The 11790-nt window shown below is 46.3% G+C and carries 13 protein-coding genes and 1 pseudogene; 4 read left to right on the top strand and 10 right to left on the bottom strand.

Annotation, left to right across the window (positions count from 1 at the left end; translation table 11 throughout):
* Together metX and IQ242_RS06970 are read left to right on the top strand one after the other, a co-directional pair.
* A partial coding sequence (gene metX, locus IQ242_RS06975) for a homoserine O-acetyltransferase (RefSeq protein WP_193959468.1) occupies positions 1–961 on the top strand: 961 nt, incomplete at its 5' end.
* 129 nt (positions 962–1090) lie between these two features.
* On the top strand, positions 1091–2275 hold the full coding sequence (locus tag IQ242_RS06970; RefSeq protein ID WP_052276021.1) for a DNA cytosine methyltransferase: 1185 nt from the start codon (positions 1091–1093) through the stop codon (positions 2273–2275).
* On the opposite strand, the gene IQ242_RS06965 is transcribed toward IQ242_RS06970, so the two are convergent.
* The 10 genes and pseudogenes from IQ242_RS06965 to cysK all read right to left on the bottom strand — a co-directional run bounded on the left by IQ242_RS06965 (position 2241) and on the right by cysK (position 9949).
* Complete coding sequence (locus IQ242_RS06965) at positions 2241–3146, bottom strand: restriction endonuclease (protein WP_149986665.1); 906 nt, start codon at positions 3144–3146, stop codon at positions 2241–2243. The genes IQ242_RS06970 and IQ242_RS06965 overlap by 35 nt on opposite strands.
* Entirely contained in the window at positions 3115–3411 is a 297-nt protein-coding gene (locus tag IQ242_RS06960; protein WP_228020860.1) for a helix-turn-helix domain-containing protein, read from the bottom strand. Before IQ242_RS06960 ends, IQ242_RS06965 begins: the two co-directional genes overlap by 32 nt.
* An 81-nt stretch (positions 3412–3492) precedes the next feature.
* Positions 3493–4200, bottom strand: coding sequence for an MBL fold metallo-hydrolase (locus IQ242_RS25925; protein WP_370582967.1), 708 nt, complete (start codon positions 4198–4200; stop codon positions 3493–3495).
* A gap of 963 nt (positions 4201–5163) precedes the next feature.
* Positions 5164–5643: pseudogene (locus IQ242_RS25920) on the bottom strand (FAD/NAD(P)-binding protein); the annotation flags it as partial.
* A gap of 302 nt (positions 5644–5945) precedes the next feature.
* A complete protein-coding gene (locus IQ242_RS06950; RefSeq protein ID WP_193959466.1) occupies positions 5946–6584 on the bottom strand; it encodes a cadmium resistance transporter in 639 nt (212 codons plus the stop codon).
* Between the two features lie 30 nt (positions 6585–6614).
* Positions 6615–7190 (bottom strand): Crp/Fnr family transcriptional regulator, encoded by a 576-nt coding sequence (locus tag IQ242_RS06945; RefSeq protein WP_016516224.1) that lies wholly within the window; start codon positions 7188–7190, stop codon positions 6615–6617.
* 158 nt (positions 7191–7348) lie between these two features.
* A complete protein-coding gene (locus tag IQ242_RS06940) occupies positions 7349–8023 on the bottom strand; it encodes a hypothetical protein (RefSeq protein ID WP_193959465.1) in 675 nt (224 codons plus the stop codon).
* Positions 8024–8238: 215 nt separating this feature from the next.
* On the bottom strand, positions 8239–8775 hold the full coding sequence (locus IQ242_RS06935) for an MgtC/SapB family protein (protein WP_193959464.1): 537 nt from the start codon (positions 8773–8775) through the stop codon (positions 8239–8241).
* Positions 8776–8851: 76 nt separating this feature from the next.
* The gene (locus tag IQ242_RS26675; protein ID WP_255520609.1) at positions 8852–8986 is read right to left on the bottom strand and encodes a PLP-dependent transferase; all 135 of its coding nucleotides are present in this window, start codon (positions 8984–8986) and stop codon (positions 8852–8854) included.
* Positions 8987–9001: 15 nt separating this feature from the next.
* On the bottom strand, positions 9002–9949 hold the full coding sequence (gene cysK / locus IQ242_RS06920) for a cysteine synthase A (protein WP_193959463.1): 948 nt from the start codon (positions 9947–9949) through the stop codon (positions 9002–9004).
* A 637-nt stretch (positions 9950–10586) separates the two neighbouring features.
* On the opposite strand from cysK, the gene IQ242_RS06915 reads away from it, so the two are divergent.
* Together IQ242_RS06915 and cpcA are read left to right on the top strand one after the other, a co-directional pair.
* Positions 10587–11105 carry a phycocyanin subunit beta gene (locus IQ242_RS06915; RefSeq protein WP_002733930.1) on the top strand — a complete coding sequence of 173 codons (519 nt, stop codon included), beginning with the start codon at positions 10587–10589 and terminating at the stop codon, positions 11103–11105.
* A 55-nt stretch (positions 11106–11160) separates the two neighbouring features.
* Entirely contained in the window at positions 11161–11652 is a 492-nt protein-coding gene (gene cpcA / locus IQ242_RS06910) for a phycocyanin subunit alpha (protein WP_002762687.1), read from the top strand.
* Positions 11653–11790: the final 138 nt, after the last annotated feature.

The following is an 11790-nucleotide window of genomic DNA, read 5'->3' as shown; positions in this document are numbered from 1 at the left end:
GCGGGATAACGGGGTTATTGTCTGTCATGCCTTCACGGGATGGGCCGACGTGGAAGCTTGGTGGGAACCTTTGTTAGGAACCGGACGCGTTCTCGATCCGACCCGGGATTTTATTGTCTGTAGCAATATTCTCGGCAGTTGCTACGGGACGACTGGCCCCACTTCGATCGATCCCCGTACCGGTAAACCCTACGGCCCGACTTTCCCGGAGATTACCATTCGGGATCTGGTTCACCTACAACGGCTGTTGGTGGACGCATTGGGGATCGAGTCTTTGCGGTTGGTGATCGGGGGATCCTTGGGAGGGATGCAGGTTTTGGAGTGGGCGCTACTGTACCCGGAGAGGACGCGCTCGATCGCTGTCATCGCCGCTTCGGGACGACATTCGGCCTGGTGTATTGCGCTGGGAGAGGCTCAAAGGGGAGCGATCTATGCCGATCCCCATTGGCAAGGGGGAAATTATGCGCTCGATCGCCCTCCGGCCCGGGGTTTATCGGCGGCCCGGATGATGGCGATGACTACCTACCGATCGCACGCCAGTTTCGAGTCCCGTTTCGGCCGCGAGTACGGGGAGGGGGGAGAGTTCACGATCGCCCGCTATTTAGAATATCAGGGGAAAAAGTTAGTCGAACGTTTTGATGCCAATGCTTATATCACCTTAAGTAGGGCGATGGATCGTCATGATGTCACGCGTTTGGGAAGGAGTTACGAATCGGTTTTACAGTCGATTCAACAACCGACGGCGATCGTGGCTATCGATTCGGATCTTCTTTATCCTCCCGTAGAACAAGAGGAGTTGGCGAAATATATCCCCAATTCTGAATTATTCTGGTTGCGATCGCCGCACGGTCACGACGCGTTTTTAATGGATGGTGATATGGATGCGTTGAATGATCTTCTCGTCACTTTTGCGAATGGCTGGGAAATGGGAAATGGTCCGCGGTTGGGGATGGTGGGGTAGAGAGCGATCGGGGATTGATGACGACTAGGTTAAAAGTAGCTTGACTTTGTTACTCTACCTTCCATAGGCGTGACTTGATTTTTTGTGGACGATGTGTCACAATAAACCATATATATTCAAGTCAGAGCAATGTCAGAACTTCAATTATCATTATTCCCTCAAAATAATCAAGATATTGAAAAGACGAAAAAAGTCAAATTAGGACGTTATGAAAAAATTCAACGGGAACTACTGACCATCAAGCGTGATTTACATCAAGTTTTTGTGGATGTTAATTGTCCGATCGCTCCTCATCTAACTTATAACTTCATTGATTTATTTTGTGGTGCTGGTGGCATAACTCAAGGTTTAGTTCAGGCAAATTTTCATCCAGCAGCAAGTGTTGAAATCAATCCTGTCGCTTCATTAACACATCGGTACAACTTCCCACAATGCCATCATTTCTGTGGTGATATTCATGACTTTCAAGCAGAGAAATGGCTTATTTTGGCAGGCTCACCCGATATACATTTAGTGGTTGGAGGTCCGCCGTGTCAGGGTTTTTCGGTCGCTGGTAAACGAGATCCCAATGATCCTCGAAATCAATTATTTAAAGAGTTTATAAGAGTGGTTTCTGAAATTCAGCCTTGGTATGTCGTCATGGAAAATGTGCCCGGGATTCTCACGATGCAAAAAGGCAAGGTGAAAGAAACTATCTTAGAAGAGTTTGAATCGATCGGTTATTCTAATATTTCGATCGCTATTCTTGAATCTGCCGCTTATGGAATTCCTCAAATTAGACCGAGAGCAATTTTTATAGCTAATAGATTCGATCTACCTAATCCTTATCCTCAACCTCAATTACTACCTCATCAATATATTCCGATAGAGTCGGCTATTTCCGATTTACCTGCTTACACGCCTATTCCCGAAATTAATCATGAATGGACACGCCATTCCTCGAAGTATATGGAACGGATCGCACGAGTACCCCCCGGTGGTTCTCTCTATGAAACCTACGTTGATGCTTTTAAGCGCCAGTATCCAGGCAAACCGAGTATGACCATCAAAGAAAATCATGGAGGTACACATATTCATCCCCATCTTAATCGAGTTATTTCCGCCCGTGAAATGGCCAGACTTCAATCTTTCCCCGATTCGTTTATTTTTGAGGGAACCATGAAAAAAGCTATGTGGCAAATTGGTAATGCGGTTCCCCCACGTTTAGCCGAATGTATCGGATACGCTTTAATTCCTTATCTCAACAAAGTTGCTTTACAGCTAGAGCAAGAATCGCAGATTAATCAGAATTTAAATCCGATAGCTTGCGGTTGAGAGCAATTCTCCATTTCTGCAAATCATACCATCCACAGCCACTACACCCTACTTCCGCCGCTTTTCCACTTTTTGGAATGGTATCCGGCCATTTTTTATCACCCTCATAATAGTATTGGATACCGAAGGGATAGCCCCGATCCCCTGTTTGGTAGCATTTACGGCAGACTTCACGCTTCTGTAAATTGCGCTGATTCGTCAAAAGTTGAAATTGTTCTCGAATCTCCGTATCGGCCAAATGCTCTAATGAATCTCGTCTCGTATCGTTTCCCCAACGAATTTCTGGAAATTTATGGTCGGGTAACAGATTATCTTTCCCTACAGTCTTACCCTCGTAAGCATCATAACCACCGAGCAGATCAATGATTTTCTTTCGTAGGGATGACGACCATACTTCGTATCCAGATATTCCACCACGAGGTAGAGGAACAAGTATAATATGCGTTTTCTTGGAACCACAAGTCGGGCATTTTTTTGATGTATGAGTTGCGATCGTATATCCCATTTCTTTTAAATCTTGAATCCTTCTAGCCCAATTCGGATTCGGGGGTAATTGACAAGCAACACAAGTCCATTTAAAAGTGATGAGTACATCAAAGAATGATTTTGTTACTTCCGCTTCTTTCTGTAACCAGAAGACCTCTTGTTCTTGTCTCCACTTCGGATAATTACTCGGATGACAGTATAGAAAAGCTTGCTGAAGATATTCTTCGATTGCCGAAGATTCGGCCAGATCTACGCCAGTACGTCTATACTCAACTGGAATCGCGCCTTCCCAAATCGTACCGTCATCATATCGAAAAGTAACATCTATGTAACTTTCGGAAGCTTTTGAGTGTCTACGTTGTCCGTGTTGTACGATCTTTTCCATTGGTTTGATTAACTTTGTTTTCCAAGCCTTCTAATAGATTGGAGACATTGAGGTTCATTCCGTTCGCCAGACTAACAAGAGCGGTTACAGAAGGATTGCGAATCCCGCGCTCGATGCCAGAAATATATGTTCTATCTAGATTCGAGCGTGTCGCTAGTTCTTCTTGGGAAATACCTAGATTTTCTCTGTGTTGTCTTACTAACGAACCCAACGCTTTTAAAATTTTTGCCTTGTTTTCGTCCATAGCTCTATCCTGACCGAACATAGACGATGAGTCCACGGACGATCTGTCACATTCCGAGCGAAGCACTAGAAATCGAGCGGCTTTTGAGTATCGCTTGCCCGTTTATATCTGATAATCCATGACGAAAACCACCTTACCACCCCGTGCGTTGGCACTTAAGGCCGCGGTCATCTTCTTGGGATAGGGTAGATTGAGATTATTCATTAACTGAATAAAATCCTCACGATTGCGGCCGGCAAAACGGGGATTCCAGCGCTTTTCCTCACCGATCGAGGAGACCGTTCTTCCCAGATAATCGTGACAGGGATAAACAAGCGTATCATCGGGGAGAGTGAATAACTTCTCCGTCACCGTCTTGTATAGCACCTCCGGCGAACCGTTCTGAAAATCGGTACGACCACAACTGCGAATTAAGAGTGCATCCCCCGTTAATAGGCGTTTTTCATCGATGAGATAGGCTATATGACTATCGGTGTGGCCCGGAGTAGCGATCGCTTTTAGCTGCTGACCTGCCACGATCCAGATATCGCCATCGCGCACATAACCATCGATATCGCTCACTTCCGCATTTTCGGGAACGAGGATCGAACAGTTGGTTAACTCCCGTAAGCGGTGCGCTCCGGTGATATGGTCGGCGTGGACATGGGTTTCCATCGTGTAGCCTAGAGTTAACCCCAACTGCCAAAGAATCTGCCGATCGCGATCGACCTGTTCCAGGACCGGATCGATTAAAATCGCCTCCCCCGTACCCGAATCAGCGATCAGATAGGTGTAGGTACTCGATTCCCTATCGAAAAGCTGGCGGAAAATCGGCGCTGCCGGCCCGAATGCGATCGAGTAGGCCGTGGGGAGAGAAATTCTCTCTTTCAGCGATCGCAACAAATCCCGGGCCAGTTCGGCCGCCTGTAAACGCAGTTCGGGAATGGCGGTGGTTTCCCAGAGATCGCCTTTGCGGGGATTTCCCAAGCTGTACAGCGTGTTCGATGCCGTACCGTCTGCGCCGAGAATTGCCCCGTTGTCCGCGGTTTCGATGCCACAACCTAGGGGATGGGGACGGATTAACCCCCGTTGGCGAAGATGAACGACGAGGGGATCGGTTATGGTCCGGTAATCGTTACTCGCGCCGGTACAGTTAATAATTCGATCGACCGGTAGGTTTAACAGGTTTCCCGTTCCCCGTTGACGGATAGTAACCTCTACACAGCCGTTTTTATCCTCAGCACTTTCAATTCTTCCCCCATGATAGGTTAATTGTCCCGATTCTACGGCCTGATCGAGGATACCGGCGATCTCGTCGGCGACGCGATGGCGAAGAACCTCCCAATAGGCTTTCAGGTGGCGTAGAAATCTGGCGCGTTCGGCTATCGGCAGAGAATGCCATAGACCTTGAGATATCGGACGTAAGGCGTTTAAAACGGCCCGCCAGTCGTGACCTTGACTCTCGGCGGTTTTTACCTCCGCGCGAATTCGCCCTAGGAGTCCCCGCGTGGTCCGGGGTGCGGTTTCGAGGGTGAGGAACGGGGGATAGGGATCGGTGGGTCGGTGCGATCGGGGGATCAGGCCATGACGGGAAACTGCCTGGATTTTGCCCGTGAATCCCCTTTGTGCCAGGGAAACCACCATATCCACCATCGTTAACCCCGTACCGACGAGCAGAATCGTCCCGTCGGGTTTTAGCTCGGCGAGTGTGTCCGTCTCCCAAGCGTCGCGGAGATAGGGGGAATTGAGAGACGCGAGGGGTTGGGGAACCGTTGCGGGAAAATTGCCCAGCGCCAGAACTACTTTAGCGGCGCTGATTTTCTTGCCTCCTTTGAGGGTAATTGTCGCTTTTTCCCCGTCGAGTACCAGATCGATCGCCGCATCGGTAAATGTCTCCAGACGGTGATCGGCAATGGCGTTGTCCCGCGCTTCTTCTAGGATCGATCGGATGTATTTGCCGTACACTAGACGCGGTACGAAGCTGGCCGGATCGATCGATCGATAGCCGTTATCTGCTAACCAGTGGAGGAAATGTTCGGGATCGTCCTCGAAGGCGCTCATTTTGCCTGCGGGAATATTGAGCAGGTGGCCGCTATCTCGCGTTCCGTAGGCGATCCCCGTACCGAGGGGTTTTCGGCGCTCGATCAGGGCGATCGATAATGGAGTCCCTGTGTCGCGCAACAGGTTCGCTGTCACGAGGGAGCCACTAAATCCTCCCCCGATAATGGCGATGTCGAAAGTTGCAGAAAATTGATTCCGGTCAATGTAGCTCATAGATAAGGGGTATGGTAAGGGTGTCCTTGGGGAGATAAGATGCGTTTAGTTGAGCATTTCGGTCATCGATAGGCGATGCCCATTTGTTGAAAAATAGTATTAACTCGCCGGTTTTTGCAGGAAGCTTCGGCCGCTATCTGTTGTTTTTTAATTCTCATAACAAATCCTTTTATAACTTTTCAAGAGAACGTAGGTTGGGTTGAAGCATGAAACCCAACGCCTGCATGGGTTACGCTACCGCTAACCCATCCTACAAATAATTTTGCCTCCCTACTTAAAAGACGATTTTTAGGCATTCTTGGTTAAGACATTAAAAATAAACGATAGGATTTGCTGTCAATTAAGATATAAATACCTAGAATAATATAGATAAAAGGACTAATTTTATGTCCGTAGTTTGTAACCACTTTAGCTATCCTGGGATGGGTAATCAAAAAATAGGCTAGGGCGCACCAAATCCCCATCATGAGATAAAAAATTATCATGATAATTAAGACGTGCATCGGGGAATTATTGGCAAAAAGAGAGGTATAAATACCAATATTATCACCACCATTAGCCACAGTCACGGCGGCAACGTAATAGGTTTGGGAGGGAAAACGAGGAATAAAGGAGCGATTTTTAGAATAATTAACATCTTCTCTTACTTCTTGAATGTAATCCTCATTTTCCCTTGACAAAAGTTGTTTAATGCCGATAATCAGAGGGATAAATCCTAATAGACCAATCCATTCTTTAGAAACCAGTAACCCAAATAGTAAACCGAGGGAACTAGCTAGGAGAATCAGGGTAAAACCGAGGTATTGACCAACAATCAGGTGTCGAGGTCGAAAATTAGCATTAAGTCGCGAGAAAAACAACATTAGCACCATCAGATCATCAAGATTTGTGGCCACAAAACTCGTGACGCTAGTAATTAAAAGGGTTACTAACCAATTCATAGATTGAAAAAAGAGATAATCCTCCCCATTCTAAATCTCGTAGTGCCAGATTTCCTCCTCTCGTAAAAGAAGACGATGGACGGGAAGACGTTCCACAGCCCCCTGTTGTTCAAGATGATTAAGTGCGCGGGTAATTGTGACTCTAGTGGTTCCTAATAAGTCAGCGATATCCTGATGAGTTAGACGCACATCAATTAATTGTCCAGTACCAGTTTGTTTACCAAATTGATTGCCTAACCATGACAGTAATTTCACAACCATAACATCAGTACGTTTGTAGCTACGAATAATACTTAGTTCTTGTGCTTGCTGAAGATGAGACAGCAGAATTTCTGCCATTTGATAACTCTCAACTGTGGAAAAGGAAACTGCTTGTACTGGAGTGATGCACTCAACTTGATAGGGATTGACTCTCTCTAGGGTTTTGCCAACAAAATTGCCAGGTCCCCACAATCCCAAGACGATCAGGGTTCCATCTTCTAACCAGGTGGAGGTTTTTACGACTCCACTCTCTATTTTCCAGAAATTAGGGTTTCTAAGGGGCAAAATCGCCCGATTATCAAAGTGCCAGCGATGGGGGGTTGGTGGTTGATAGGTAAGCGTCATGATTGGTAATTAATTTTGATGAGGTACTTAGCTAGTCAAAAGCACAAGGTCGTCGATAAAGGGGCTTTTTAGACGAGTTAAGGCTTTTTGGAAGAATTTTGGGGTAAAAACGATAATTACCCCAAAAAAGACTGATTTTATGCCCTTGCAAGCCCTATTTATTTCGGGGTGTTAGTCTTCTCCAGTTCCGTGGTGGCCGAGGAGATCAGTTCTTGCCAAGCTCGATCGCTTTCCTGTAGAGTTTGTTTAACTGCGTCGATGGTCTTTTCCACGCGAGTTTTCAGGAAAGGGGAAGCATTGTCTTTGAGTCGTTCGGTGTCGTCGGCTAAGATATCGATCGTCTCGGAGGTATTAACGAGGCTCTTTTCTAGGGTAATAAGGTTGTTTTGCAGGGTTTCACTGAGTTTAGCCCCAGATTTGGTCAATTTTTTCGTAAATTTACTCACTTTTTCCCCTAGATCGTCAATATTGTCCGCTAAGTCCTCCAGGTTGTCCTGTTGAGCTTCGATAATCTTCTTGTCGAGAGAAGGAGCGGCCAGTTGAGCCTTTAGGTCATCAATAGCCGATTTTGCCGCTTGGATGGCTTTTTCATAGGCAATTTGGGCATCTTCCAGAATTTTTGGGCTAGAAACCTCATTTTTTTTCTTGACCGGTTCCACCACAGTGCCACCCGTTGCCGTGGCACGGTCGATGACGGCCAACTGTTCGGGGAGTAGGGGCAAGGCGATCGCATTTCCTCTTCCCCCGAGGAGCAAAGTGACAGTTAAGAGGAAAATCAGCAGCCGGAAAACTTGATTTTTGAGGCTTTGAAAGCTCTTATTTCGGTTGATCATAGTTGAATTTTCTCCTGTTCAGAAAAGTGGTTACTCTGTCTAAATATTATCACATAAAATTTTTGTTTTGTGTTTGTTTATAATAAATTTTATAAACAATTTATTATATTTTCTGACCAATAAATTGCAGAAAAAATATAATCTTTTTGAGGTAAAAGCCAGTAAAGACAAACTTTTTCTCTCTCATAAAAAATAATTTTTATGACTTTTATTTATTAATGAGACGCTGAACTATCCGATGAGTCTATTTCTTGATTAATCGGAGATATTTTTTTACGAGCTTTAATATATTTGGCTAAGGGTTGTTTTTTCTTCAGTCGTTTAATGCCACTGAGGGTGGAGAGAGTGAAAAAAGTTCCCACCAGAACCATCTGCCATAAACCGCAGCCAGAAGCGGCGCCTAATCCTGCCGCTAACCAGATAGTCGCCGCCGAAGTCAAACCTTTCACTTGTACCTTATTTAGTTCCCGATGGGATTGTTGTAGGATGATTCCCGCCCCTAAAAAACCGACACCAGAAGCGACCCCTTGAATAGTACGACTGAGAGCATTAGAAGACGCATAACCCACATCTCCCTCCGCTTGTAGGGGAATCATCACGAACATGGCGGCCCCGAGACTAACGATGATAAAAGTTCTCAATCCAGCCGGACGACCGCCTCGCTGTCGGTTATAACCAATCAGACAGCCGACGGCCATAGCCATACTCAGCCGAAAAATAATCGTTTGCCAATCTTCCGAGTCAAAAAACATGGCTTAACCCATCAAATGAGATAAAAACTTCGCCTAACCAATCAAGGCCTTTTCCAGATCCCGCTTTAAATCGTTCCTATTCTCGATCCCAATCGATAATCGTAGTAAAGCCGGTGTTATAGGTGGAAGTGAGATAAATGGGAATCGTTACCGCACCATGGCTAGAGTCTGGTTCTTGCCCCCCATGAATCGCCCTCGTTTCAAATTCCATCAATTTATTTTCCTATTAGTCGATATCTTCGAGGTCTTTAAACAGGGCCGTGCTGAGGTAACGTTCCCCGAAACTAGGCTGAATCATGACGATTAATTTATCTTCGTTTTCGGGTCTTTTGCCCACCTGAATCGCCGCCCATAAAGCCGCCCCGGCCGAGATGCCCGATAGTAGTCCCTCCTGACGAGCTAACCGTCGCGCGTAGGCGAAAGCCTCTGTATCATCGACGATAATCACCTCATCGATTAATTCCGGTCGGAAAATGGCCGGAATAAAACCGGCCCCGATGCCTTGGATTTTGTGCGGTCCCGGTTGTCCTCCCGATAAGACGGGACTATTAGCGGGTTCAACTGCGATCGCTTGAAATTGGGGACGACGGGGTTTAATGGTTTCGGCAATACCGGTAATGGTTCCCCCGGTTCCCACGCCACCGATAACGATATCTACCAGGCCGTCGGTATCAGCCCAGATTTCTTCGGCGGTGGTTTCTCGGTGAATTTTCGGGTTGGCTGGGTTGCGGAACTGTTGCAAACTATAGGCGTTGGGGGTGTTTTCGACTATTTCCTCAGCCCGGGCGATCGCTCCTTTCATGCCTTGGCTACCCGGGGTTAATTCTAATTGCGCCCCGTAAGCTTTTAACATCGCCCGTCGTTCTAAACTCATGGTTTCGGGCATAGTCAGGACTAGGCGATAGCCTTTGGCCGCCGCCACCATGGCCAGGGCGATGCCGGTATTACCTGAAGTGGGTTCCACCAGAATTGTTTTATCGGGGTGAATTAGTCCGGCGGCTTCCGCGTCCTCCACCATACTGACACCAATGCGATCTTTAACCGAGGCGGCGGGGTTCATACTTTCCAGTTTGACGACGATGCGGGCTTTTACTCCCTCTGCTACTGGGATTCGATTCAGTTGGACTAGGGGTGTCCGTCCTACCAATTGGGTGATGTCTCTTGCGATCGGCATAATCCCACTTGCTTTATACTTGTTGGCTATTTTTGATTATATCTGTATTTAAATTGTTTTACAATACTCTTTGGATTGAAGTACAGTGCCTCGGCGGGGATAATCCCTGTCGATTTTTATTGCCTTGCCACTTTTTTGTATATCGAAGCACAATCGGCAAAATTGTCTTGGGACATTTCTCTCAATTTAGTTAATTATTATTAGTATATGAAAGCACATTTGTTTAAATAACTTAAACGAATTATTAGAGAGATGAAAAGAGTGATACTTTTTCTTGGTATAGAGTTACACATTTAGGAAAGTTTTCTGATATTTATACTAAAAAATTATTTTTTTGCCACTTTTTTGAGAAACAATTTTTAATAAATAAAGGTGAAAATATGTTCTATAAAATAATTCATGGCAAAAACGAAGTCTATCTAGGAGCGGATAACAACGCTAAATTCAATTAACAAAAATTGTTCCTCGATATACAAAAAAATCTGGCCAAGGGAGAGCAAAACTTTTTTCTGGGACGATATTATAGTCCCAAGAGAAAAACTTCTAGATACTTTATCGGAAAAATAAAGAAAAGCCAGAAAAATCAACCTCGATATTTTGCCGAAACCAATCATCATTATAGGAGATGAAAACTATGGTGTTAGATGCCTTTGCCAAAGTCGTTTCCCAGGCCGATACCCGGGGGGAATACCTAAGCGAGAATCAAGTCAATGCCCTAATTGCCTTCGTCAAAGATGGTAATAAACGCGTGGATGTGGTCAATCGTCTTTCCAGTAATTCTTCTGCGATCGTTACCGATGCCGCGCGTAGTTTGTTTTCAGAACAGCCCGTTTTAGTTGCCCCCGGTGGCAACGCCTATACCAACCGTCGTGCCGCCGCCTGCTTGCGGGATTTGGAAATTATCCTGCGCTACGTTACCTATGCCACCTTCACCGGCGATGCCAGCATCCTCGATGATCGCGCCTTGAACGGTCTCCGGGAAACCTACGTCGCCCTGGGAGTTCCGGGAGCTTCTGTTGCGGCCGGAATTCTCAAGCTCAAGGACGCTTCCCTTGCCCTAGCGGCCGATCCCAACGGGATCACTCGCGGGGATTGCAGTTCTTTACTAGCAGAAGTCGCTTCTTACTTCGATCGAGCGGCGGCGGCAGTTTCCTGATGCTGTGACTTTCTTATCTCAATCCGATTAAACTTTTGTAGGAGCAATCCCATCCATGACCAAAACACCTTTAACCGAAGCGGTGGCTACTGCCGATTCCCAAGGACGTTTTCTCAGCAGTGCTGAATTACAAGTAGCCTTCGGTCGTTTCCGTCAGGCCGCCATCACCCTAGAAGCGGTAAAAATCCTCGCCCAAAAAGCCCCCAGTTTAGCCCAAGAAGCAGCCAACGCTGTCTATCAAAAATTTCCCTACACCACCCAACTCCAGGGGCCGAACTATGCCTACGATGAGCGAGGGAAATCCAAGTGCGTTCGCGATATCGGCTACTATATCCGAATTATTACCTATGCCCTCGTGGTAGGAGGTACAGGCCCGATCGATGAATATCTGGTCGCCGGTTTGAGTGAAATTAATAGTGCTTTTGAACTATCTCCTAGCTGGTATATCGAAGCCTTAAAATACATCAAAACCAATCACGGATTAACTGGGGATGCTGCTGTAGAAGCTAATTCCTACATCGATTATGTGATCAACGCCCTTAGCTAATTCCCGTCAACTTTACGTCAACATAAGCTCAAATCTCCTAAATTCACCTCGGGATGAGCGCCGAGGTTTTTTTGCGTCCGTCTAACTTAGGGCTTGCTGAAAAAGTTTTTCGGTGGTGGCAGGGTGTGGGGTGTGGGG

The organism is Microcystis sp. LEGE 08355 (assembly GCF_015207185.1).
GTDB lineage: Bacteria > Cyanobacteriota > Cyanobacteriia > Cyanobacteriales > Microcystaceae > Microcystis > Microcystis panniformis.
This window is presented reverse-complemented; position numbering and strand designations above follow the sequence as displayed.